Genomic DNA, 26,201 nt, shown 5'->3' with positions numbered 1-26,201 from the left:
ATTTCGCTTCGCAAAAATAATGTTTTTTTAGTGATCCATTGTACTTCAATAGACATTTCAGTCCAAAGATCTATCTTTTTGTCATCCATCCCCCATTAAAACGACCCCTGTCGAAGAAAAGCTTCCATATTTCCATAAAACACAAGCTAAGTATTCAGCAAACCAGCCTCAGAAAATCGCAACAGACTAACACAAATACCAGGAAATGCGAATAAAACCGTGCTATCGGCAATATTTCCTCTAACATTTTTTTAATAATTAACCGTTATGCTTAATTTAATATCTTCGTATTATGAAGATGAAATAACAGCTGCAAATGGGAATACTCGAGATAGTGAAAAAATTGGAAGAGGCGGGACACAAAAAGATCAAATTTGCGATCTGTGACATTGACGGAATCTTGCGATCGAAAACCTTGCTTCTGGACAAATTTATCGAAATCACGGAGAAGCAGGCCGGCTTTTGCGATGTCGTTTTTGGATGGGATTCAAGCGACAGATGCTACGACAATGTAGAGATTACCGGCTGGCATACCGGCTACCCCGATAAAAAAGCAAATATCGACCTCAATACCTTTCGGAATGTCCCTTGGGATAATAACATTCCATATTTTCTGGGAGATTTTGAAAACGACGAAAATAATTCGGCCTGTCCAAGAACCTTATTGAAGCAAATTCGGCGACAGGCAACAGACCTGGGATATAAAGCAATTTTTGCTCAGGAATTTGAATGGTTCAATTTTCTGGGAACCCCAAACGAACTGGCCGCTTCTTCTTTTCAGAAATTGCAGTCTTTAACGCCGGGGATGTTTGGCTACTCGCAACTTCGGCCTTCACTTTACAAAGAATTTTTCAACGAACTGTTTGATTTACTGTTTCAGTTCGATATTCCGTTGGAATCATTACACACCGAAACCGGGCCGGGAGTTTACGAATCGGCCATTCGGTACGATGAAATTTTGAAAGCCGCCGACAAAGCGACTTTATTTAAAACGGCGGTCAAAGAAATTGCTTACCGTCACGGCATTGTGTCCACATTTATGGCCAAATGGAACGAAGACCTTCCCGGTTGCAGCGGCCACATTCATCAAAGCATATGGAATGCTGACCAAAGTAAAAACCTTTTTTATTCAGGAAATCCCACGAAACCGATGAGTCCCCTTATGGAAAGCTATCTGGCCGGACAGCTATATTGTTTGCCTGAAGTATTGCCAATGTACGCGCCGACAATTAACAGTTTTAAGCGACTCCGCGACGGAGCATGGGCACCCACGACAGTGACCTGGGGTTACGACAACCGGACAACTGCCGTTCGGGTACTGAATGGAGACGAAAAATCAACACGCCTTGAGATGCGTGTGCCCGGATCGGACATGAATCCGTATCTGGCCATGGCTGCTTCGCTGGCTTCAGGTTTATACGGTATAAAAAAAGGGTTGAAGCTGGAAAGCCCGGCCATTGTTGGTAATGCATACGCCAAACAAGATGCAGTCAAGCTCCCTTCGAACCTCATGGAAGCCACGAAACAAATGGCACAATCGACGTTAGCGAACGAAATTTTAGGAGAAGCTTTCACCAATCATTTCACTAAAACCAGAGAATGGGAATGCCGTGAATTTGCGAAAGCGGTTACCGATTGGGAGCTCAAGCGCTATTTCGAGATCATTTAAAAAAAAATGGAAAAAGCTTTTCACGAAAGGCAAGATTATTACAACCAAAATGGAAAAATTAGATAATTATCATATCATCAGGCAAGCCTGGAAGGAGTTTGACGACAGACATGAAATCAAAGGTATTTTTGATGTAAGTGCTCATGTTTCGACGAACTCAGTTTATAAAATTTCATTTTACAACCGACAACCGGTTTTCGCCAAACTATCGGACTACGGGAAATTTGAACATTTCAAAGAAGATCATATCATTATAAACAACCTGGCCAACAACCTGGAAATCCCCTACGAAACCTTCCTGGCGCAATCATTGGTCAAACGAAACGATCTTTACATTTACCGCTACTACTCGCAGGATCATTGGGCCTGGGTCGTTTTTTACAATCCCATTAAAGTCAAGAATAAACTACCACGGCGACTTGAAGAGAAGCACGTCAAAAAATCGGGACGCGAACTGGCTCGTTTTCATAAAGCCTGCTACAATATTAGCAGCCAGTTGCCCATCGCATCTAAAAGTGTGGTGACCGACATTCACCAATTAATGAAGACTATCCGGGAACAGAAATTTTGTGCGACGCAAGAACAAAAGGACCTGATTTTACGCCAGTGTGATACTTTCCTTAATAATGCCGATCACTATAACTACATGACCGAAATTGATATTATTCCGGTTTTTGTTGATTGGAACATTGGAAATTTTTCAGTGACAGCCGATGGAAAATTCTATTCCAGATGGGATTACGACTGGTTCCGGATGTCGAGCCGGGTGATGGATTTTTACTTCTTTAGCAGGGTCTGTTCTGATGTCGGAGACCGGACCGTTTTCAGCTACGTCATCGATCCGTTGATGGAAGAACGTTTCATTCTATTTCTAAAAGAATACCATAAAATATATCCGCTAACAGAACCCGAAATCAGATTGATTCAGGAATGTTACCGCTTCTTTATTTTGAATTACGTCATTAAAGACGGGCCCTATTTCTTTCAGCCAACTTATGCCCGGAAATTACAAAAGGAAGCTTACGACGTCTACTTCCGCACAATTGACACCAACTTCCAGGCCGAAAAGCTATTACGTGCATTAAAACTCTGATTATGAAAACGAAAGATTTCAAAACTGTTGCTCTCAAATACAAAACAATTTTCTTCGATGCCTTTGGTGTTTTAAAAAACCACAAGGGAATTATACCGGGCATTGAACGGACTTTTGATTTTTTGGACGAACATGGCATCAACTATTTTGTGGTTACCAACGATAGCTCGAGAGGACCGGAGGGATTGGCCGATGGTTATATCCGAAGAGGCATAAAAAGCATTACTCCGGATAAAATCATTTCTTCCGGGATGTTGGCCCACGACTGGCTGTCCCTTAAAATTAAAAACGGAACGGTAGCATACTTGGGAACGGGAGACTCGGCACACTACATTGAGACAGCAGGGTTAGATACGCTCCCGATTCGCGACATCGACCTGAATGATATCGACCATGTCAAATGTCTCGTATTCCTGGACGATGAAGGCTTCGATTGGAATCAGGACATCAACAAAGTGATCAACCTACTTCGAAAAAAAAACATGCCGGTAGTTGTCGCCAATACGGATATTCATTACCCAGTTAGCCATAACGATGTTGCCGTGGCGATTGGTGGTATTTCAGATTTGGTTGAAGAGGTATTAGGGAAAAAATTTATCCGGTTCGGCAAACCGGATGCCCAAATGTTTATGTTTGCCTACGAAAGAGCTTGTGAAGTCAAACCCATGAAAAGAAATGACATACTGATGGTCGGCGATACCCTTTATACAGATATCATTGGCGGAAACAAATTTGGAATGGATACCGCCCTTGTACTATCCGGGAATACTTTACCCGAGATGGCTAAAGTGCGCATTTCAAGTTCCGGAATTATTCCAAACTACATCTGCGATTCGGCTATTATTCCCTAATCTGTAATCGACATTACAGGAAATCCTGACTGATTTCCTGCAATGCCTGAACTAACCGATCGTCATTGGCTTCCCTTTGCGATGCCACACGAATGTGATACTTATCAAGCCCTTCTTTGTTGGAGCAATCACGTACATAAAGTCCATATTCTTCCAACAAGCGCATTTGAAGCTCTAGCGCAGAAATGCCGAAATTAATTCTGACCAGAATGAAATTACTTCCGGTAGGATAAATCTTATAGCCGTTAAGTTTTTTCAATTTGGAGTAAAGCAATCTTACATCCTTCACAACCTGGGTTACTGACTGCTGATATTCCCGGTCGGTTTTAGGCAACATCAACAGAAAATACTCGGCGATTGTGTTAATATTCCACACAGGCAACAACGCTTTTAAAACGGAATTGAACTCGTTGTTCGACGTACAGCAATACCCCAGTCGAAGACCGGGAACACCACAATGTTTACTCATACTGCGCACAACAATTACATTTGGATATTCATCCAAAAATGGCATTAACGAAGGTTGATCAATACCGCTAAAGTCAATGAAAGACTCATCCAGCAGAATAACTTTCAAGTGGCCCATCCGCTTCAGGAAAGCTTTCAATTCAACCAAATGAATAAACTGCCCGGTAGGATTCCCCGGATTTATAATTAAAGCCGAAGAAATGGACTGTTCGTCAATCCAATCGGCAAAATCACTCAGATTAAGCTGGTAGTCTCTATCAGCTGGCAACTGGTACAAACGAGCCGAGTCGGCATCCCGAAGTTTTTCAAGGTATTCGCTGAATGTCGGAATTGGAATGGCAATATCGTCAATCAATTCCTGCTCAATCAATGTGATCAGTTCGGTTGCTCCATTACCTAAAATGAGGTGTTGCGGATCAATTTTTAATACTGCTGCAAGTTGTTCCCGGGCTAAACGCGGATTACTCGATGGATATGCTTTAATAATCTCCGGAATCTTAGCCAACAATTCGTCCATCATCGCAGGAGTTGGATAATAGGGATTCGCGATGAAGCAAAAATCAACAACTTCGTTCACCAATTCTGGTCCAACAATATCGACCAAAGCCGGCGAGTGTGTTGTTTCGAGAAAGAGCTCTTTTTTAACCGGGAATTTTATGTTTGTCATGGCGCAAAAATTTCGGTAAAAATAAACATCAAAACGTTACAAAACGAAGTGAATAAGCATAAAAAAAGCTACTCTTTTCAGAGTAGCTTTCCATATATAATCGATTATCTTGATTACATTTTTGCAATTGCTTTATGCGTTGTTTTGATGATAACAGCAGCAATTTTGTATGGGTCACCATTTGAAGCAGGACGACGGTCTTCAATACGACCTTTCCAGCCATCTTCTACAGTTCCAACAGGGATACGCAATGAACATCCACGGTCAGAAACACCATAGCTAAAATCAGTGATTGATGCAGTTTCGTGAAGACCAGTCAAACGTTGATCGTTATCAGCTCCGTAAACTGCGATATGCTCTTCGATGTGTTTTCCGAATTCTTCGCAAACAGCATCAAATACTTTTTTGTCACCACAAGTTCTCAACAAACCATTTGAGAAGTTTGCGTGCATACCAGAACCGTTCCAGTCAGCAAATTTGCCAAGTGGTTTCGGATGCCAGTCTACCCAAACACCATATTTTTCACAAGTTCTTTCCAACAAATAGCGAGCAACCCAGATTTCATCACCTGCATTGTGCGCACCTTTAGCGAAAATTTGGAATTCCCACTGTCCGGTTGCTACCTCAGCGTTGATACCTTCAACATTCAAACCTGCTTCCAGGCAAAGGTCGAAGTGTTCTTCAACGATTTCGCGACCAAACATGAATTTAGCACCTACACCACAATAGTAAGGTCCTTGTGGAGCTGGATAACCGTTTACAGGGAAACCAAGGGGTTTGTTAGTTTCTGCATCCATCAGGAAATATTCTTGCTCGAAACCAAACCAGAAATCTTCGTCTTCTTCAGTGATTGTAGCACGACCGTTTGATACGTGTGGAGTTCCGTCCGGCAACAAGACTTCAGTCATTACTAAATAAGCATTCTTGCGAGCAGGATCCGGGTAAATAGCAACTGGCTTCAATAACAAGTCAGAGCTTCCACCTTCAGCTTGTTCTGTAGAAGAACCATCAAAAGACCAAACAGGACAGTCTTCCAATTTACCGCTGAAATTATTTGCTATTCTTGTTTTTGCTCTTAAGCTTTGGGTTGGCTTGTATCCATCGAGCCAGATATACTCCAATTTTGTTTTCATCGTGTTACAAATTATAAGTTAATGATATGTTTTTCTTAAAATTTAACATCAAAAATAGAACAGACTGGCAAATCTATAAATAAAATACTAACTTCTCGGAGAAAGTTAATGATTAATTCATATTAAAATCTGGTTTCTATTTCAGCCTCAATCCTCAAGGGGGGATGACTCCAAAATTATAAATTTATTCTAAAACAGATACGTTTTTAACAGGTCAGGTTGAAAATATTTTTACACTTTTCACATCCATTACCCCATAATCAATCAAGTTCGCTGTTATCGACTGCGTACAAAATTCAGCTCAAATCCGCTCGTTGAGCCAGTTAGAAGCACTTCGCTCTCCAATTCATTAAGACCGATACATTTGCTTTCTATTCTAGCCTGAATTAGATATTTTTGTTTCGTCAACCTTAATTAACTATCAAATTGGCACAACGGGAATCAAAAAAGAAAAGTAAAGGAGCAGCCGGCCATCACCGAAAAATGGGCGACGACTTTTTGGCTCAGAACCGACAAAAGGAAGGTGTGATTGAAACCGGCAGCGGACTGCAATATTTAGTCGTTGAAGAAACCAATGGTCCAAAACCAGATGAATATTCAACGGTGCTGATGCATCAACGAGCGCAATTACTGGACGGGAAAATACTGGAGGATACTTACCGCCAAAACAAGCCCGACCAGGTGGCCTTAAATGAAATGATTGAGGGCTTACAGGAAGGAATGCAACTCATGAGTGTGGGTAGTCGCTATAAATTTTGGGTGCCTGCCGACCTGGCCTGGGGACGCAAAGGAACGTCGAATAAGATTCCTCCCTATGCGGTGTTGGCGTTTGATATCCGATTAGTAGAGATCCTTTAGCTTCGGTGCGACCACTACCGCCGTTTGGAACGCAAACTACGCTCGGGTATGACAAAAGTTGACAACTGAAGCGAAAAACTACCCTCGGGTAGGACCACCGCTGGCATTCGGAGTGAAATCGCCCCTCCGGCACGAACAAGGCTGACGCATGAAGTAAAACTACCATCGGGTAAACCACGAACTGCCATCGGGAACAAAACCGACTCTCCGAAATAACCACAGCTGACAACCGGAGCAAAACCCAGCCAGCGAAAATACCGTATACAAACTTCTTTTGTGAAACCAGAGCCCCGGCCAGCATATTCCGACTTCTGGCTCACGAAAAACAAAAAAGGCTGCCCCAATGGACAGCCTCTATATTATATAGTATAACGTACTCTGTCTAATTAATCGTATCGAAACCGCAGAACGGAACAAGAACCTCAGGTACTTTAATACCGTCAGCAGTCTGGTTGTTCTCAAGCAAGGCTGCCACAATACGCGGCAACGCCAACGCACTTCCATTCAAGGTGTGCGCAACAACCGGCTTCTTGGTTTGCTCGTCGCGGTAACGCAATTTCAAACGGTTCGCCTGGAACGATTCGAAGTTTGAAACCGAACTCACTTCCAACCATTTTTCCTGAGCGGCAGAATACACTTCGAAGTCGTAAGTCAACGCTGAAGTAAAACTCATATCGCCACCACACAAACGCAAGATGCGGTATGGCAATCCCAGCTTTTGAACCAAACCTTCAACATGAGCAACCATTTCATCCAAAATGGCGTAACTCTTATCCGGATGAGCAACCTGCACAACCTCAACTTTATCAAATTGATGCAGACGGTTCAAACCGCGAACATCTTTTCCGTACGAACCGGCTTCGCGACGAAAGCAAGCACTGTAAGCAGTATTCTTAATTGGTAAGTCTTTTGCATCCACAATTACATCGCGGTACAAGTTGGTAACCGGAACCTCAGCTGTTGGAATCAGATACAGGTTATCCTCGGTTACATGGTACATTTGTCCTTCTTTATCGGGCAATTGTCCGGTACCAAAGCCACTGTCTTCATTCACCATCAATGGCGGTTGAATTTCGAGGTAACCGGCTTCTACCGCTTCATTTAAAAAGAAATTGATTAAAGCACGCTGTAAACGCGATCCTTTTCCCTTATAAACAGGAAAACCAGCACCGGTCAGTTTCACACCCAATTCAAAGTCGATCAGGTCGTATTTTGAAGCCAATTCCCAGTGAGGCAATTTGTTTTCGCCCAAGTCCACCATTTCTCCACCGGTTTTTACAATCTCATTATCCTCCGGGGTCTTTCCTGCCGGAACCAGATCACACGGTATATTGGGTAGTTGAACCTGCAACTCGAAAACCTGCTCGTCAATTTTCGCAAAATCTTCATCCAGTTGTTTGATGCTATCTTTTAAAACGGAAGTACGTTCTTTTGCCACATTGGCCTCAGCTTGTTTTCCCTCGCGAAATAACTGTCCGATTTCCTTCGAGAGTTTATTCATTTCAGCCTTCACCTGGTCGGCGCTCGACTGAATTTCATTTTTCTTTTTATATAGTTCGCTGATTTCTCCGACAATCTCAGAAGCGTCAAAATTCTTCTTCTTCAGTTTTTCAATAACCAATTCCGGGTTTTCCTGGATAAAACGTAAATTGAGCATAAGGCACAGATATTACGGTCGCTGACCTGTTATGATTTTTGTATTCTAATTTTTGCTTGGCAAATGTATAAAATAAAAATCTCCTGCCTCAAACAAGACAGGAGATTCTCAATACGTATGATTAAAATCGTCTTAGTTGACTGCCAATTCCACAACGGGTTCAACAGACACATACGATTTGTTGTCTCTTTTCTTTCTAAAAACAACAGTACCATCAATAAGGGCAAATAATGTATGATCTTTTCCGATACCGACATTATTACCAGGATGATGAGATGTTCCGCGCTGACGAACTAAAATGTTCCCAGCTTTGCAAACCTGACCGCCGTAGATTTTTACGCCAAGTCGTTTACTTTCCGATTCGCGTCCGTTTTTCGAACTACCGACACCTTTTTTATGAGCCATGGTTAATAATTGTTTTTCGGGTTATCCAATAATTTCTTCAATCTGAATCTGAGTCAAGTACTGACGGTGACCATTTTTCTTTTTGTAGCCTTTACGACGTTTCTTTTTGAAAATGATCACTTTTTCACCTTTCAGGTGTTCCAATACTTTTGCTTTAACTTTAGCACCTTCTACAACCGGAGTTCCGATAGCGATAGTACCGTCGTTGTCTGTCAAAAGAACTTTCTCAAATTCTACACTTTCGCCTTCTGCTGTTTCAAGGCGATGAACGAACAATTTTTTGTCTTTTTCAACACGAAACTGTTGTCCTGCAATCTCTACAATAGCGTACATACTGAACGTTTAATAATTTTGTCCGGAAGGCGGGATCAATTACAAATAACAATCCACTTTTCAAGCCTACTCGAAACTTTCGGACTGCAAAAGTAGATATTTTTTGATGACAACCAAAGGATTACAAATATTTTTCAACAAACAAACGTATTTTTTCATTCCGAAAAAGAACGGCAATCACCCTCTGCTGCAATCAATTGAACTATCGTCGATTAACAAATCACCGCGAATATACGTAGATTTCAGAAAACGGAATGATGAAGTTGAAGGCTATTCAACAACAGCAATTATACCAGGCTTTTGGTTTCAATACCTGAAACAATTGTTATATTTGTTGCATACATTCCTCCGAGGCTTGATATTTTATGCATAAAATTCGTTTAAACATTCTAGGTTTGTCTGTCAGTCAAACACAATCCGGGGCCTACGCTTTAGTATTGGCTGAAGAAACCGGTGACCGAAGAATCCCGATTATTATAGGGCCGGTTGAAGCCCAGGCTATTGCTATTCAGCTGGAAGGTTTAAAACCTCCAAGGCCGTTAACGCACGACTTATTTAAAAATATTGCTGTTGCTTTCGATATCAACATCTCCGAAGTTATCATTTACAAACTGGAAGAAGGTATTTTCTTTTCGGAACTGGTTTGTGAAATGGGAACTCAGGAAATCCGGATTGACTCCAGAACATCAGATGCTGTCGCTTTGGCACTTCGTTTTAAATGTCCAATTTATACAACAGAAGAAATTTTGCGAAAAGCAGGGATTATCTTAGATCCTGAAAGCCCTTCTGAAGTCGAATTTGGCCGTGACATTGCCACGACCAGTAGCAGCAAATCGGAGTCTGAATTCGAACGTTATACCGTTAACGAGCTGACCGACATGATGAATGAATCGATCAACAACGAAGACTACGAACGGGCCTCCCGAATCAGGGATGAAATTAACCGACGAAAAAAATAATTTGCTGACATATGAAACAGCTCACCCTATGGCTGATCTTGCTGATTGGATCAATCAGCTCGTTTCCGACATTCGCATATGCGACACCCCAATCAGATTCGATCAGCACAGCTGATGAAGTGTTTCAAAGTCCTGCTCAAGAAAAAACAGCAGAAGTTAGCCCAACGCCAGCCAAGATGGCAACTTCAAACATCCTACTGTCTAAAGAACGAAAGCATTCATTCAGTTATATAACGATATTACGCGGCTTAATCGGGATGTTGGTTCTTATAGCCATCGGCTGGGTGTTCTCGAAGGACCGCAGGAATATTCCCTGGAAAACAGTCCTGATTGGCCTGGCCTTTCAAATTATTCTCGCTATCGGAGTCTTATATGTGCCTTTTATCCGGCTTGGGTTTGAGTTTTTTGGCAAGATTTTCGTCAAAATTCTGGACTTCACCAAGGTGGGGAGCGAATTCCTATTTGGTTCTTTAGCAGATAGCTCCAGCTTCGGAATGATTTTCGCCTTCCAAATTCTTCCAACCATCGTTTTCTTTTCGGCCTTAACCAGTCTTCTTTTTTACTGGGGAATCATTCAACGGGTGGTTTGGGCATTGGCATGGGTGTTTACCCGATTATTAAAGTTGTCGGGTGCCGAATCACTGTCGGTTGCCGGAAACATTTTTCTAGGGCAAACCGAATCGCCATTGATGATTAAAGCTTATTTGTCGAAAATGAATAACTCTGAAATCATGCTGGTTATGACCGGAGGAATGGCAACTTTAGCTGGTGGCGTTTTGGCGGCCTACATCGGCATGCTGGGCGGTAATGACCCGGTGTTGCGCCTGGAGTTTGCCAAGCATCTACTCACAGCATCAGTTATGGCAGCACCAGCAGCAGTTATTTTCTCAAAAATTCTCGTTCCAAACACCGAAAAAGTCAACCAGGATGTCGAAGTCAGCAAAGATAAAATCGGCAGCAACGTGCTCGATGCGATCACCAACGGAACCAGTGAAGGACTAAAACTGGCAGTTAATGTAGCCGGTATGCTTTTAGCTTTTTTGGCCTTAATTGCCATGGTCAATTATATTTTCGGATTTGTGGGCTCACTTTCCGGACTCAATGAAATGATCGCCAATGGAACCGATGGCCGATTTACCGAATTATCCCTTCAATTTCTGTTGGGATACTTGTTTGCCCCGGTCATGTGGTTGATTGGAATTTGCCAACAGGACATTATGCTTGTAGGACGATTGTTGGGTGAAAAACTCATTCTGACTGAATTTATTGGATACATCAGCCTGTCGGACTTAAAATCAGCAGGTGCATTCTTCGATCAAAAATCAATAATCATGGCCACCTACATTCTATGTGGTTTTGCCAACTTCGCTTCCATTGGGATTCAGATTGGTGGAATTGGGGCGCTGGCTCCCGGCAAACGGGTCATCTTATCGAAATTCGGCATGTATGCTTTACTTGCAGGAACACTGGCTTCGCTCATGTCGGCAACGATTGTCGGGATGATTTTGGGCTAGCAGGATATTATAAAGTATCATATTGATAATCCATTATTCACTTCGCAAATCAAATTTATCCGCAATCCTGAACTGCTAGCCTGACAGGCGATTCAACATCCAATATACCTTTTTCAAAGAGGTTACAAGAATTATGATGTTTTTAAAGTCTTAACATATTTGTTTTATACTTCGTATCGGAAAGTAGTATTAATCAAAATCTCTCCGTTATGAAGCAAATCTCATTTGTATTTCAGATCCTTCTGGTCTTCTTGCTTCTTGCCGGTTGTAAACAAAAACCTGAAATCGGTTTACTGATGGATACAATTGCCAGGGAACGCTGGGTAAAAGACCGCGACGCTTTCGTCGAGAAAGTGGAAGAAAACAAAGGGACAGTTATTGTAAAAATAGCTGATTCAGATCCTGATGTTCAGTTTCAACAAGCGTTGGAGCTAATCAACAACGATGTTGATGTTTTAGTCATTATTCCTGTAGATATGGTTGTTGCTGCAGGAATTGTAAAAATGGCGAATAACAGACATATACCAGTCATCTCTTACGACCGTTTAATACGGGACTGCGACATCGACTTCTATGTCTCTACCGACAATATCAAGGTTGGCGAGGATCAGGCCAATTTTCTGACAACAGTCAGCCCAAGCGGAAACTATGTGCTAATTGGCGGACCTACATCCGATAACAACTCTTATCAACTATACCTGGGATGGATGAATGTCCTTCAACCGCTAGTCGACAAAGGCGATATTCGGATTGTTGGCAGCAAATTTGTCGACCATTGGGATGAGGAAGACGGTTATGACATGGTAAAAGGAATTCTGGACAAAGGAGAAACAGTCGATGCCATAATTGCCGGAAATGATGCCCTTGCCGGTGGTGCCATTAAGGCATTACAGGAAAAAGACCTGGCTGGGAAAGTATTGGTTGCAGGGCAAGATGCAGATATTGGCGCCATTCGGAATATTCTTCTCGGCACACAGACTATCACCGTATATAAACCAATTGAATCACTCGCCTACAATGCTGCTGATGCAGCGATTAAAATGGCAAAAGGTAAAAAGCCATCCGACAACATGAGTTTCACCGTTAACAACGGGCACCGACTTGTTCCGGCTATTCTGCTTGACGGACAGGTGGTGAATAAGCAGAACATTCGGATGACAGTTCTTTCTGAAGGGTTTGTTGCAGAACAGGAGATATTTGAATAATACGATTTCCCTAGAACCCTTTGGTGAAGCGCGTAATCAACCTACGCGCTTCTTTTGTGTCCATATATTTAGCTCCAGATTGCAAAAGGGACTTTACTCCTTCAGCTAAAAAATGTATCTTGCCCACTCGAAAAAGGCATCTTAATATTCGTTGAAATCACACATTCACCATGAAGCAATATCTTGATTTACTGGATCATGTCCTAAAAAACGGAACTGAAAAAAGCGACCGTACAGGAACGGGGACAATCAGTGTTTTTGGTCATCAAATGCGTTTTAACCTGGAAGAAGGATTCCCGGTCCTTACGACCAAAAAACTGCACCTCAAATCAATCATTCACGAATTGCTGTGGTTTTTGGCGGGAGATACCAATATTAAATATCTCACCGACAATGGCGTACGTATCTGGAACGAATGGGCAGACGAAAACGGCGATTTAGGCCATGTTTACGGATACCAATGGCGGTCGTGGCCAACTCCGGATGGTCGCCATATTGACCAGATATCGTACGTTGTTAATTCGCTGAAAAACAACCCGAATTCGAGACGCCATATTGTGAGTGCCTGGAACGTCGGCGAAGTTGACCAAATGGCGCTTCCACCCTGCCACCTGCTTTTCCAATTTTATGTAGCCGACGGAAAACTATCATGCCAATTGTACCAACGCAGTTGCGACGTGTTTCTGGGCGTTCCTTTCAATGTTGCATCCTACGCCTTGCTGACTTTGATGATGGCCCAGGTTTGCGGACTAAAACCCGGTGATTTTGTGTGGACCGGCGGGGATGTACATATCTACCAAAACCACCTGGAACAAGTGAAACTTCAATTGACGCGAGACCCCAAATCTCTTCCGCAAATGAAAATCAACCCGGAAGTAAAATCTATCTTCGACTTTAAGTTTGAAGATTTTGAATTGATCAACTACGAAGCGCACCCCCATATTCCGGGAAAAGTTTCAGTATAAATATTCAAAGGGTTTCACATTGGTGAAGCCCTTTCCAATGCTTAATCACTATGATCCATCAAAATATTTCCATGATCGTTGCCATGGCGCAAAATGGAGCGATCGGTAAAAACAACGATCTGCTTTTTCATCTTCCGGGAGATCTGAAACGGTTCAAAAACATTACAAGCGGACACGCGATCATCATGGGACGGAAGACACTGCTTTCGCTTCCCAAATGGCCGCTACCTAACCGCCGACACATTGTTATTACAAGTGATCCGAACATCCAATTCGAAGGCTGTGAAACTGTAAACTCAATCGAAGCAGCACTTGAAAAAGTAAAGGATGAAGCTGAAGCTTTTGTCATTGGCGGTGGTACTATTTACGAACAATTTTACCCCATCTGCGCGAAAATATACCTCACTAAAGTACATCGCGATTTCGAGGCTGATACCTTTTTAAGGGTGCTCAATGAAAAAGACTGGGATGAAGAATCCCGGGAAGACTTACAAGACGAAAAAAACAACTTCAAGTATTCGTACATTAACTTGATTCGCAAATAAGCCAAATAGAGAGACTGCCTGTAATTCACTATCCTTAAATTTCCGGACGAACTAAGACTTCCGGAAAAATCATTGTTGCTCTAAAAAGAAGCTCCCGCTTTGTTTCGTTCTGAAAATAAGTTCACTTCGCAGTGGTTGAACAATTCTGCACACTCTCCAAACTTTACAAAACCACCTCAATCAATCGAAAGACCATCAACTTGATATAAAACTGCTTAAAAATATAAAACAACAATGTAACTAAACAAAAAAATAGTCGTTACTTGCTATTGAAATTGAAAATTCGATAAACACAAAACATGAAAAAGATCTACCTGTTGGTTTTGTTGGCTTTAAGTCTTGCATCATGTCATAAAGACATCCAACGAGAAGAGGATGAAGAAAACCTCCCTCAAATTACAGAAGAAAGTTTTCAATTAGCTTATACCGAAAGTGAGATTGATATGCTCACAGAGGCGATTGAGGTGAATATTGATGTGATTTCTGCCAGTTCAGAAATACTGGACGGACTGATTACCAAAGCCAAACCTATTTGTCCGACCATATCAGTCGGCCGCGAAACGGAGGCCCGGTTTCCACAAACCGTAACGATAGACTATCAGGATGGCTGCAAGGGGAAACGCGAACATGACATCAGCGGCATCGTTTACATTTATAAAACTAGCTCTTGGATGGACGAAGGTGCCACCCAAACAATAACTTTTGAAAATTTCGTGATTGACGACATTCAGGTCAGCGGCACGCTGGTTATCACCTTTCAGGGAGGTCAAAACGGGGTTTACGGTTTCTCTGCGAGTTCCGATTTGACCTTTACATGGTCCGATGGATTTTGGATTAAACGCGTTCAGGAAAAAACAAGATCGTTTATTGCAGGCTTTGATACGCCCGATGTCTCGGATGACAACATTCTGCAGATAACAGGTTCAATTACCGATACAACATCCGAGGGGATGACCTATTCAAAAACGATAGTTGATCCACTAACTGCCAAGCTGGACTGCAGTTATTTTGTAAGTGGCCAGATCGATATCCAGACCAACGGTGAATTAGTTTTCACACTCGACTATGGCGATGGCACTTGCGACAACAAGGCTACTATCACAAAAAACAACGACAGCAAGGAAATCAACCTTGATCGCAAGCGCACAATAAAAAACAACAATGCAAATGCGAGTAATTGAGCTTCGAAAATAAATATCTCCATATAAAATACGAAAGGCCGGTTGATCCGGCCTTTCGTATTTTATTAATAGAGCAACTTACCTAAGTTGTCGAATCTTTTTTGATAGTCATCCATCGATTTCCTAATGACCGTATAAGCTTCATTTGCCCCGTACAGATGGGTAATTTCGGTATCCTTATCTTTTCCGGGCATATCTTTGTAGGTTAAAAAGTAATGCTTTAATCGCTCGACAACAACTGCCGGCAGATCGCTCACATCTTTGTAACCTTCATAGACCACGTCGTTATTTAAAACGGCGATAATTTTATCATCAGCCTCGTTCCCGTCAATCATCCGGAAACCACCAATCGGACGTGCATGCACCAGAATATCCCCATGTGTGATATCTTTTTCCGTAAGCACACAAATATCGATAGGGTCGCCATCACCACGAATACCGGTTTTACCAGTTTTATCCATACAATATTGACCAACTGAGTCGCCACAAAATGTTTGCGGAATAAACCCATAAAGAGCCGGAACAACATTGGAATATTTTTGGGGACGATCGAGACGCAAATAGCCACTGTCTTTGTCTATTTCATACTTTACAGTATCAGTTGGCACTACTTCAATAAAAGCAACTAACTTTTCGGGGGCTCCTGGGCCAATTGAGACACCATGCCAGGGATGCGACTTATAACGAAGTCCCATCAACCGCCCGATAGGATCAGACAATCTATCAACCATATCTTTTTATTTACAACTTAAATGTGTAACCCTGCCAATTGTAAAAAGTTGTTGTGAGCCACACGAATTCAATAAATTTTTGAAAAGATACCGTTCTGTCAACTGTTTTGCAAGCCAAATTGAACGAATACCCGCTTGAAATTTCAAGCTACAAGACTCAAACCTCAAGCAAAGCACAATGGTTCAATTCTTACTGCAATTTTATTCTTTTTTTAACAACCGTAATTTTCTTACTCAGCGTATTTCCCTGATCATCCACTAAACTTAAAAGATGCTCTCCCTCTTCAGGACTAATCGGCAATTGATGCTTTCCACCCGTTTGCCCCAAATATGTGTTATCCAAATGCCAGTAGATCGTAGCATTGGGTGACGAATGCGCCACTTCGAGAATCACTTGCCCCGGTTTTCCATCCAGCTGAACGGGCACAAAAACCTGATTACTCTCTTGCGGATAAATCATTTCCATCACGGCTTGTATTTCAGTTGAACATCCCGGCATAAAAGGTGGTAACGATTTGTAAAACGGGTTGCGCCGCTTGTAATACCATTCCATAACCGGAGGCAATACAAACCAGGATTGGTGCAGTAATTCATCGGCAAAAAAACAGTTGGTCGTAGCCTGCCAACGACCGGAAGGATCGAGATGCACCAAACGGTGAAACGGACAAGCTTTGGTATTCAATCCTTTTTGCATTATCCAAACCGAATCGACCTGATCGCAATAACTCCCCGGCCGGTAACCACTCAGATGACAAACCGGAATTTGCGCCATCTGATCAACCGGCTGCGTAAACCATTTCCCGGACGGAAGCAAGTTAAAAACATCAAACATCAGCGGAGCTGCAGCAGAGGTACCTGTCAGCCCGGGACGACCTTCACCATCGGCGTTACCACACCACACAGCAACCAGGTAATTCCGGTCTACACCAACAGCCCAGCCATCGCGAAAACCAAAACTGGTTCCTGTTTTCCAGGCCACTTGCCGGGTAGAAGCAAACGACTCCCAACCCGACTCTTCGTCGGGCCGGTTTACTTTCAGCAAAGCATCGAAAACCAGCCATGCTGAGCCAGCTGAGATTGGTGTGTCCAACACTTCTTCTTTCGAGTACGTTTTAGCTTGATAGCTCGGCAGGCGAAAATCGTTTTGGAAGGCAGCCCCATCGTACTCTTCATAATGCAAGAGTAAACGGGCCAGGGAAGAATAAGCGCCGGCCAGATCCCACAACTTCACTTCCCCCCCACCCAAAATAAGTGACAACCCGTAGTGACTGGCCGGTTGATCTATGCTGGAAAAATGAAGCTTTTTTAACACCGTATAAAACCGATCGACGCCAAAATCGCGCAACATGCGCACGGCCGGAATATTGAGTGATTTGGACAAGGCCATGGCCGCCGGAACTGCGCCCTCGAATTGCAGGTTGAAATTTTGCGGACTGAAGCCGCCAATCTGGGTTGGAATATCCGGGATTAGCGTGTACGGCAAAATTAGGCCGTCATCCTGCATCGCGGCATACAAAAAGGGCTTCAGGATGCTCCCCGAACTTCGCTCCGCCGCAATTACATCCACTTGCTCGCCATGCTGCCCTTTTCCCCGGTCGGGCGAATTACCGACATAAGCTAACACTTCCCCCCGGTCCACATTCATAACCAACACGGCGGCATTATGAATTTCATTTGCTTTCAGACTCACCAAATGCTGCCTCACCAATTCGTTTACATGACGCTGCAGCGAGCGATCAATTGTCGTCTGAATCCGGTCACCTTCGTGTTCTTTCAGAATCCGATTGAGCAAATGCGGTGCAGCTTGGGGAATCGCATAGACATGCTGAGGCAGCGGCTCCAACTTAGCCAGGTTTAGTGTCGTTTCATCCAGTTTCCCACGCTTGTACAAAAGATTCAGCAGCCGGTTTCGTTTTTGCAGCAAAAGCTCATTTTGTTTACCCGGATAAATCAGTGATGGCGCATTGGGCAAAACAGCCAAAGTAGCCGATTCGGCCCAGGAGAGATCTTCAGCCCGCCGTCCAAAGTAGCGCCACGAAGCAGCATCCAAACCAACCACATTGCCCCCAAACGGCGCATTCGAGACATACAATTTCAGCAATTCTTCTTTTGAATAGGAAAGCTCGGCCCGAACCGCCAACATCAGCTCGATTAGTTTTTGCCAAATCGTACGAGCTTTGCCTTTTCGGGAAAGCCGCATCAACTGCATGGTGATGGTACTACCGCCGCTCACCACATGCCCATGCAGTACATTTTGCACCAACGCCCGGACTAATGAGACCGGGTTGAAACCAGGGTGATAATAAAACCGCCGATCCTCGAAAGCTAACACACAGGTCTTATATTTTCCAGGGACGGCCTCAACCTCCGGGAACCGCCACTGCCCGTCAGCGGCAATGTGGGCACCTAAAAGTTCGCCATCCCGGCTTTCGATCACGGTTGATGTTGGGTCAGAAAATAAAGATGACGGCAAACTGACCCACCAAAACAGAGAAACTGCCATCAAAATGACAGCACCAAACCAGTGTTTTGGTTTTATCTTTTCCAGCACTTTATTCATCAAGCTAAATCTCAATAATACGACTTTCTAAAGTTGTTACAGAATCGCTATTCCTCTTGCTGGCTACTTCACCACCTCGACCCACTTACCGGGTTTGCGGGAGTTAATACGGTTATCGTACATCGCTTCACACTGAACAGAAGGCAGATAGAATCGCCCTTCATAAGCCGCATTCAACAGGATGCGGAACGTTTTCTTTTCATTTGGATTCAACTCAAAATAGGTCAATACCCGGTCGTCGCGAATATTCTGGTAGTCGAAGGCATCACTTTTCAAAAGACTGTCAACGTCATTCAGCCGGCTGTTGATGATCTCCCAACCTGAAGGAAAAATCGAGGTCAGCGCCATTTCTTTATAAACACCCCGCTGTCCCGGATTTTGAATGCTAACCTCTGCCACAAAATCAGTTCCTTGAATCAGCTTTGCCGGATCGAGCCCTTGCCCTTGCATGTCAGTGTAACGCACATTCATATATAGGTTGCTTTGGGTTGAAGTTGTATCGCCGGCAACCGGAATACCATCGGTCGTTATCCTGCCATACATCACTTTCTCGGTTTGGTTTTCAACCGTCACCCTGGCTGTTTTATTATTCGTTAAACTTACTTCGCCTTGCCAAACAGGAGTGGTGGATGAAACTGATTGAGCAGCTTCTCCATTATAAGCAACCTCCGCTTTTAGTGGATTATCCTCCAGCTTACCCTCTCCTGCAAATTCGGAGATAGCCAGTAACGCATAAGCAGTCGTTTGCGTGCTCATCCATTCATCGGACGATAGTTCCTCTGAAAGCTCGGTGACTAATGGGAACGCCTCAGTCTGGTTATTCAACAGCACCAATGTTTCCAAAATCATCGCTTTGTCACGAACATCAGATCCAAAAGTATACGAAAGTTCCCGGAAGGGCTTGATGCTTTTACTTAAATTTCGGACTATTTTCTTCGCGACTTCGGGCTGACCAGCTACCGCGTAGGCAGCTGCCAATCGCCATTGCGCCAACTGATCCAGATTATTTTCTTCGCGCAAACGGTTCATCGCACCAAAATCGGGCGATTGTGCCAAAGCCAACGTGTACAAACGATAAGCCTGAATGAGCTCCGAGCGTTGATAAGCTCTGTCGGATCGTTGCCAGTTGCGGGCCGCATTTTTTTGGTAGTTCAGCCATTTGTCCTTCATGCCAAAAGGAAGACTATAACCAGCCTCTTCAGCCTTCAGCATAAAATGACCGGCATAGTTTGTTCCCCATTCCGACGAATAACGATTTCCCGGCCAATAACCAAAGCCACCGTCGGAGGTATGAAAGCGGGTATACTTATTCAGCGCTTCGCGAATATTACTTTCGATACTCTGCTTCTGCTCGTCCGAAACGGTCGTCAGTCGATTGAGCATCAGTTGTGGAAAAACGCCCGAGGTCACCTGTTCAATGCAACCATGTGGATAGCTAATCAGGAAGTTCAGTCGACGACTTAAGTCAATCGGCGGCATCGTTGATAGTTCCAGCCGGGCACTGTTGGTTCCTTCCATTCCCGGTGCGGCAACCGCTACATCCCAGTTTTTCCCCGGCTCAACCACTTTTTCCTGCAGATTTACCACGCGTGGATTTGAGGGCCGCACTTCAATTTCGATCTCATAGCTCGCTTTGAAACTAGCGCTTTCGGCGGTTACAATAACTTTTCCCACTCCGGTTTTTTCGGCTACCTTCAATTTAAATCCGGCAATTTGATCACCCACCTCCGTAAACTGAACCTGCTGTGTACTTCCGTCAACGGGCGTCAATAGTTCGTTTGTTTGAATACTGACTTTTACATTCTTCACCTCCGGTTTCATGGCAAACACGTTAACGGGTAATTTTACCTCTTCGCCCGGCCCAAGTACGCGCGGAAGCGTTGCCAACAACATGAGCGGCTTCAGTACTTTCACTGATTTCTCCGTGTTCCCGTACGCTCCGTTTTCGCCGGCAACAACCATCACCCGAACAGCACCAACATAATTGGGCATTTGCAGATTATGGCTGTTTGTTTTTCCTTTCTCAAGCGTGAAGGGACCAATAAATGAAACAACCGGTTTGAATCGGTTTACTTTTTTCCGTTTTGCAGCCGCCAGATTTTCATCCCCACCAACGGCAAAAGCGCGTTCCAAACGGGCGCCATAGGCCCCAATCACATCGTCGTAAAAGTCCCAGGTTTTCACCCCCAACGCTTCGCGGGCATAAAATGCCGGCCATGGCTCAGGTGTTTTAAAACGTGTCAAGTCCAACAACCCCTCGTCAACTACCGCTAAAGTGTAAGTCATCTTTTTGCCTTCCTTTTCCGACACTTTTACCTCGTACTCTTTTTCAGGAGCCAGCTCATCCGCCATGCTAATCTCAGGCGACAAGTGCGTGTTCGGGTCTTCAACCAGAACAGGAACAACGCCATACAAACGAATTGGTGCATCATTCTCCGTTTGTGCATGCGGCTGAATGAGCGAAATATGAACGAACACATTAGGCGCCATTTCCGACTTAGTATCGAAGGTGAAATTGGTATTCTTTTCTTTTGTATCCACCCAAAACAAATCCAGCACATCCGAGCCGTTTTCAATGCTCACCAGTGCTTTGCCGTTTTTACCCGAAGGAATGGTGACTGTCACTTTTTCACCCACGTTATATTTTTCCTTATCGGTTTTAAAAGATAACATGGTCGCTGCTCCCTGCATGCCATCGGCAGCCCAATATCCCCATTTCGAGAAATAGGCAGTAAGGCCAGTGCTGTGTCCGCTTTCAGGATCTTTCACATGGATGAGATAGCGCCCATCATCATCCCAATCGGAGTATTTGATTTTAAGCGAAAGATTGGCTACCCCATTCACGGTATTGACCACGGTCCGCATCACCGGCTTTTTGTAGGAATTATTAACGTAGCGGGCCAGATTGTCTTCTCCCGAATCCCACCACCAATGCCAATCCACCTTATAGACGGTCACTTCCAGACCTTTTCGATCAATTTTATTCCCTTTTTGGTCGACCGTTACAATATCGAGTGGATATGAGGTGTCGGTTTTGTACCAATTAGAATCGGAAGCCGGAAGTTTAACGCCCACAAACGATGCGTAAGGTGCATAAGGAACCGTTTGCACGTCGATACTGAAATCGCCGGTTTCCTCATAAACCCGGGTATTGAAATGTGCATTAAGCATCCCCGGCGCGGATGTCATTTGAGGTAATTTGAACCGAATAGCAGCAACCCCTTTTTCGTCCACGTTACCATCAAAAATTGGTTGTTCCTCGGCATAAAAATTCTTTGCCGGGTCGTCAAAAACATAGTTGAATAGGCCTTTGAAAGTTGTCTTGGCTCTCGAGAAACTGAGCGAAATCTGCGCTTTCAGATTCTTAGCCGTCCCTCCATGCAACCAAACCGTTTTCAGGCTACCGATTGCATTTTCCTGATTAATACAAAGAGGATCGGCTTCAAATTTTAAATCAATTTTCAGACGATTGGGTTTTACCGTTTCCACCTTGATGCGCTGCCGGAAGCTTTGTCCACCAACTTTCAACACAGCAGTCCAGTTACCCGTGGGCGCTTCAGGTTCGGTTGCTGTGGTAAAACAATAGAACCCGCTGGTGCCGGAGGTTTTCACCTGCCGGCTAATTGTTTGTCCTTTGGGGTTGATCAGCTCAAAAATGACCGGGTGACTATCCGGCAAATTATTTTGTTTATCTTCTAAAATGAAGGTGAGAAAAATCTGATCACCGGGACGCCAAACACCCCGTTCACCATATACATAGCCTTTAATTCCTTTCTGAACCACACTTCCGGTCACATCGAAATTACTGAGCGACAACGAAGAACCATCATCCAGTCGCAGATAGGCAAACTGTCCGTTTCTCTCGGCGACCAACAAGAAGGGCTTGTTTTTCAATTTTACTTTAGCCAAACCATTCGCGCCAGTTGTCAGCGTCTCCATCAGCTGCTTCTGAAAGTTGTATATCTTGAGCGTAACGCCGGATTCCGGCTCAGTCGTTTTCAAGTTGGTCACTGCGAAGTTCATCGTTTCATTTGATCCACTCTTAGCAATCACTGCCAAGTTGGTCGCAAACAGATTTCGGGCAACAAACCGACGCGAATTGAAATATGAAACGTGATCCGGATTTTCGCGTTCGCGCCATTCATAGCCATCCGGGTAATAATAATCCGAGTACCATCCCGGTTGATCCCACTCTGCCATCTCCTCATTCTGCTCCTGCTCCGCCTTCCACTGGTCAACCGGCGAAACCTGTGTAGCTTCAGACATTTGTTCCAAGCCATATAGCGAATAATCTTTATTGAAACGCAACTGCACCCGGTAGATGGCTCCCTGTTCAATCTGGATGAGTTTGGTCAGATCAACATGATAGGTACTCCAGTTTTTCAGTTCGGCGAACGATGCAACATTCAAATCAATTCGTTGTTGGTAAACCAACCGCCCAACCTGTTTAAGTTCCGAATTCTCGCCGTAATTATTTTGCTGAAAAAACTGGTGGATATTATTGGTGAAAATCTTAATAATACGAAGATCAACGGCTTTCAGATTGACAGCTTCAAAAGGAAAAATTAACTCATTCGATGACGGCACGATCGTTCCCTTGCCAACAAGGCGAACAGCAGGGTTCAAATCTTCGAACCGTATTTGCATGCTGGTCGACTCCTTCAACTTAAAGTTTAAGGCATTGCGAATTCCTCCCGAAATATAGACTTCATGATCGCCTGCCAACCGCGAAGGCAAATATACTTTCAGTTCGTTGTTTTCGAGTTGGAAACGTAATTTGTCAATCTTATCAATAGTAACCAGTCCTTCCATATTCTGATTAGCCAACAGCGGATCGGAAAAGCGCACCAACAGATATTGCTCGGGTTGCTGAATTACCCGAACGTCCACAACTTTAAAAACATCCAAAGCCGGCAATTCGACTTCTTCTTCACCTCGCTTATCATCTCCAATCGATTGACCATCCCACTTCACCAAAAGCTTCTGAGCATTAGCTGTTCTAACCAGACTATCCGCCCGAAAAGTATGTTTCTTTCCGTCGGCATCATGCTCCCAAATTACCGGTATTGACTGACCGTCCTTTTTAATCCGAACAATTGATTCAATGCTTTTTTGATCGCCATAATCTGCCGTGTACACAACACCAGACAAATATTGGATTTTAAGATTCTGATTATCATATGCCTTAACACCCAGACTGTTTAAACTGAAAGACTGCTTGATGGTTTTCACAACAAATTGCATTGCCTTATATTTTTCGGGCACCGCCAGCACTTTGCTCAGAGCAACATTCACGGTATATTCAGCATCCGATTTCATTCGTTCATCGGGCAGGAAAGCCAGCGTATGATCATCAACCCACTGAACCCGCCCCTTCACGTTCGGTGAAAGACTGATTAAATCGCCTGATACATCGACACCCGGCTGCTCCGGATGTAATGGATCTTGATTAAACTCGACCAGAATTGGAGCTTTGCACGAAATAACCCCGCTCGTATAACTCCGAACAAACTGTGTGTAGCCACTATCAACCGTCGCAGATTGCTTTGATTTTTTCTCGCCGCAAGAGGCAAATAAGATTAAAAAAATGGATAAAATAAGGGGATAGCGAATGATACGATTCATGGCAATTTTATTTGGCTTGGGTGATACTATTTTTTAGATGCACTAAAATATAAATATTAACAATGATGTAAACTAATTACTATCAAAAATTAGACCGAATTGGAAATCTCGCTCAGCTGCTTTTCACATAGCACTGAACGACTAACTTCCCCAGCTCTCCCTGTCAAGACTGCGATACTGAATTGCTTCGGAAATATGCGGGCTTTCGACTGTTTCGGAATTCTCCAGGTCGGCTATGGTCCGGGCTACCCGTAAAATGCGATCGTAAGCACGAGCCGATAAGCCAAGTCGCTCCATCGCATTTTTCAACAAAGTATTGCTGGTTGAATCCAAGTGCACATAGTCCCGAATTTGGCGCGACGACATTTGCGCGTTGCAAAAAATACCGTCCATTCCGTTATAGCGTTCTGATTGAATTTGACGGGCATGAATAACCCGCTCCCGAATAACCTGACTCCCTTCCGTCTCATTAAGTTCAGACAACTTTTTAAACGGAACGGGCACTACCTCCAGATGAATATCGATTCTGTCCAACAATGGACCCGAAATTTTATTCAAATACTTTGGAACCATGCCGGGGCCGCAAACACATTCTTTGGTTGGGTGATTGTAATAGCCACAAGGGCAGGGATTCATTGAGGCGACCAACATCAGGCTGGCTGGATATTCCACTGAAAACTTCGCTCGTGAAATGGTTATCTTCCGATCTTCCAAAGGCTGTCGCATGACTTCCAAAACCGTTCTCTTAAATTCCGGCAACTCATCTAAAAATAACACTCCATTATGAGCCAATGAAATCTCCCCCGGCTGCGGATAAGTGCCGCCACCAACAAGCGCAACGTCTGAAATCGTGTGGTGCGGGCTTCTAAATGGCCGTTCAGTCATTAGCGAAGTCTCCTTGTCTATTCGCCCAACCACCGAATGAATTTTGGTTGTCTCCAATGCCTCATGAAGCGTGAAAGGCGGCAAAATGGTTGGTATCCGTTTTGCCAACATGGTTTTCCCCGCACCAGGAGGCCCAATCATGATCACATTATGCCCACCGGCAGCGGCAATCTCCAATGCCCGCTTAACATTCTCCTGCCCTTTCACATCCGAAAAATCAACATCAGATGCATTCAACATCTTGTAAAACTCCTCCCGGGTATCGACGACCGTCTCTTCCAGTTCGCTTTCCTCATTGAAGAAATCGACAACCTGCGTAATGTTCTCAACTCCATAAATCTTAAGTTGATCAACGACTGCTGCTTCGCGCGCATTTTGCACCGGCAGGATAAATCCTTCAAAACCCTCTTCCCGTGCTTTTATCGCGATTGGCAAGGCACCTTTAATGGGTTGGAGCGTGCCATCCAGCGACAATTCGCCCATCAACACAAACTTTTCCAATTTTTCGGAAGATATTTGCTCTGAAGCAGCCAAGACGGCAATGGCCAGCGGTAAATCGTACGATGATCCTTCCTTACGCAAATCGGCAGGAGCCATGTTGATAATAATTTTTTGACGTGGCCATTTGTAACTATTCAAGCGCAGAGCTGCTTCAATGCGTTGCTGGCTTTCCTTGACGGCATTATCGGGTAGCCCGACAAGCGAAAACCGGATCCCTTGAGAAACGTCGGTCTCAACCGTAATAGTAGTCGCATCAATCCCGTGAACGGCCGAAGCAAAAGTTTTGATCATCATGAGTTTAGGAGTTAGGTTGAATCAGTTTATTTAAATTTACGTCGATTAACAATAAATAGCAAGTCCTTCGCCAAAAGAAGCTTTTTTGCTGATCTCTAATTT

The 26,201-nt window shown here is 43.9% G+C and carries 19 protein-coding genes; 10 read left to right on the top strand and 9 right to left on the bottom strand.

Annotated elements, in window-relative coordinates:
* The first annotated feature begins 316 nt into the window (after window positions 1–316).
* Genes GJV22_RS16800 through GJV22_RS16790 form a run of 3 tightly spaced genes read left to right on the top strand, consistent with a single transcriptional unit; the run spans window position 317 to window position 3,613 of the window.
* The gene (locus GJV22_RS16800) at window positions 317–1,669 is read left to right on the top strand and encodes a glutamine synthetase family protein (RefSeq protein ID WP_163716503.1); all 1,353 of its coding nucleotides are present in this window, start codon (window positions 317–319) and stop codon (window positions 1,667–1,669) included.
* Between the two features lie 49 nt (window positions 1,670–1,718).
* Window positions 1,719–2,762, top strand: a complete 1,044-nt coding sequence (locus GJV22_RS16795) for a hypothetical protein (RefSeq protein ID WP_163716501.1) — start codon at window positions 1,719–1,721, stop codon at window positions 2,760–2,762.
* A gap of 2 nt (window positions 2,763–2,764) precedes the next feature.
* Window positions 2,765–3,613: an HAD-IIA family hydrolase gene (locus GJV22_RS16790; RefSeq protein ID WP_163716497.1), complete on the top strand. Its 849-nt coding sequence runs from the start codon at window positions 2,765–2,767 to the stop codon at window positions 3,611–3,613.
* Between the two features lie 13 nt (window positions 3,614–3,626).
* Here GJV22_RS16790 and GJV22_RS16785 read toward each other — a convergent pair whose 3' ends face one another.
* Together GJV22_RS16785 and GJV22_RS16780 are read right to left on the bottom strand one after the other, a co-directional pair.
* On the bottom strand, window positions 3,627–4,748 hold the full coding sequence (locus GJV22_RS16785; RefSeq protein WP_163716493.1) for a pyridoxal phosphate-dependent aminotransferase: 1,122 nt from the start codon (window positions 4,746–4,748) through the stop codon (window positions 3,627–3,629).
* Window positions 4,749–4,861: 113 nt separating this feature from the next.
* Window positions 4,862–5,881, bottom strand: a complete 1,020-nt coding sequence (locus tag GJV22_RS16780; protein WP_163716490.1) for a glutamine synthetase beta-grasp domain-containing protein — start codon at window positions 5,879–5,881, stop codon at window positions 4,862–4,864.
* A gap of 426 nt (window positions 5,882–6,307) precedes the next feature.
* On the opposite strand from GJV22_RS16780, the gene GJV22_RS16775 reads away from it, so the two are divergent.
* On the top strand, window positions 6,308–6,739 hold the full coding sequence (locus GJV22_RS16775; protein ID WP_163716488.1) for an FKBP-type peptidyl-prolyl cis-trans isomerase: 432 nt from the start codon (window positions 6,308–6,310) through the stop codon (window positions 6,737–6,739).
* A gap of 382 nt (window positions 6,740–7,121) precedes the next feature.
* Here the strand turns inward: GJV22_RS16775 and serS are convergent, their stop codons facing one another.
* From serS to rplU, 3 genes are all read right to left on the bottom strand, one after another.
* Window positions 7,122–8,396: a serine--tRNA ligase gene (serS, locus tag GJV22_RS16770; RefSeq protein ID WP_163716485.1), complete on the bottom strand. Its 1,275-nt coding sequence runs from the start codon at window positions 8,394–8,396 to the stop codon at window positions 7,122–7,124.
* 132 nt (window positions 8,397–8,528) lie between these two features.
* Window positions 8,529–8,801 carry a 50S ribosomal protein L27 gene (gene rpmA, locus GJV22_RS16765; RefSeq protein WP_163716482.1) on the bottom strand — a complete coding sequence of 91 codons (273 nt, stop codon included), beginning with the start codon at window positions 8,799–8,801 and terminating at the stop codon, window positions 8,529–8,531.
* Between the two features lie 21 nt (window positions 8,802–8,822).
* Window positions 8,823–9,134 carry a 50S ribosomal protein L21 gene (rplU, locus tag GJV22_RS16760; RefSeq protein ID WP_163716479.1) on the bottom strand — a complete coding sequence of 104 codons (312 nt, stop codon included), beginning with the start codon at window positions 9,132–9,134 and terminating at the stop codon, window positions 8,823–8,825.
* Between the two features lie 395 nt (window positions 9,135–9,529).
* Here rplU and GJV22_RS16755 point away from each other — a divergent pair, with 395 nt between their 5' ends.
* The 6 genes from GJV22_RS16755 to GJV22_RS16730 all read left to right on the top strand — a co-directional run bounded on the left by GJV22_RS16755 (window position 9,530) and on the right by GJV22_RS16730 (window position 15,503).
* Window positions 9,530–10,093: a bifunctional nuclease family protein gene (locus GJV22_RS16755; RefSeq protein ID WP_238480348.1), complete on the top strand. Its 564-nt coding sequence runs from the start codon at window positions 9,530–9,532 to the stop codon at window positions 10,091–10,093.
* Between the two features lie 11 nt (window positions 10,094–10,104).
* Window positions 10,105–11,607, top strand: coding sequence for a NupC/NupG family nucleoside CNT transporter (locus tag GJV22_RS16750; protein WP_163716474.1), 1,503 nt, complete (start codon window positions 10,105–10,107; stop codon window positions 11,605–11,607).
* A gap of 209 nt (window positions 11,608–11,816) precedes the next feature.
* Window positions 11,817–12,812: a substrate-binding domain-containing protein gene (locus GJV22_RS16745; protein WP_163716471.1), complete on the top strand. Its 996-nt coding sequence runs from the start codon at window positions 11,817–11,819 to the stop codon at window positions 12,810–12,812.
* Between the two features lie 170 nt (window positions 12,813–12,982).
* Window positions 12,983–13,777, top strand: a complete 795-nt coding sequence (locus GJV22_RS16740) for a thymidylate synthase (protein ID WP_163716468.1) — start codon at window positions 12,983–12,985, stop codon at window positions 13,775–13,777.
* A gap of 50 nt (window positions 13,778–13,827) precedes the next feature.
* Window positions 13,828–14,322, top strand: coding sequence for a dihydrofolate reductase (locus GJV22_RS16735; protein WP_205461919.1), 495 nt, complete (start codon window positions 13,828–13,830; stop codon window positions 14,320–14,322).
* A gap of 299 nt (window positions 14,323–14,621) precedes the next feature.
* A complete protein-coding gene (locus GJV22_RS16730; protein ID WP_163716466.1) occupies window positions 14,622–15,503 on the top strand; it encodes a hypothetical protein in 882 nt (293 codons plus the stop codon).
* A gap of 65 nt (window positions 15,504–15,568) precedes the next feature.
* Here GJV22_RS16730 and GJV22_RS16725 read toward each other — a convergent pair whose 3' ends face one another.
* From GJV22_RS16725 to GJV22_RS16710, 4 genes are all read right to left on the bottom strand, one after another.
* Complete coding sequence (locus GJV22_RS16725) at window positions 15,569–16,234, bottom strand: inorganic pyrophosphatase (protein ID WP_163716463.1); 666 nt, start codon at window positions 16,232–16,234, stop codon at window positions 15,569–15,571.
* Between the two features lie 190 nt (window positions 16,235–16,424).
* Complete coding sequence (gene pbpC, locus GJV22_RS16720; protein WP_163716460.1) at window positions 16,425–18,794, bottom strand: penicillin-binding protein 1C; 2,370 nt, start codon at window positions 18,792–18,794, stop codon at window positions 16,425–16,427.
* 63 nt (window positions 18,795–18,857) lie between these two features.
* A complete protein-coding gene (locus GJV22_RS16715) occupies window positions 18,858–24,419 on the bottom strand; it encodes an alpha-2-macroglobulin family protein (RefSeq protein WP_163716457.1) in 5,562 nt (1,853 codons plus the stop codon).
* A 141-nt stretch (window positions 24,420–24,560) separates the two neighbouring features.
* Window positions 24,561–26,099: a YifB family Mg chelatase-like AAA ATPase gene (locus tag GJV22_RS16710; protein ID WP_163716454.1), complete on the bottom strand. Its 1,539-nt coding sequence runs from the start codon at window positions 26,097–26,099 to the stop codon at window positions 24,561–24,563.
* Window positions 26,100–26,201: the final 102 nt, after the last annotated feature.

The organism is Mangrovibacterium lignilyticum (assembly GCF_010882175.1).
Lineage (GTDB): Bacteria > Bacteroidota > Bacteroidia > Bacteroidales > Prolixibacteraceae > Mangrovibacterium > Mangrovibacterium lignilyticum.
Note: the sequence above shows the minus strand (reverse complement) of the source record. Positions and strands in the feature narration are given on the sequence as shown.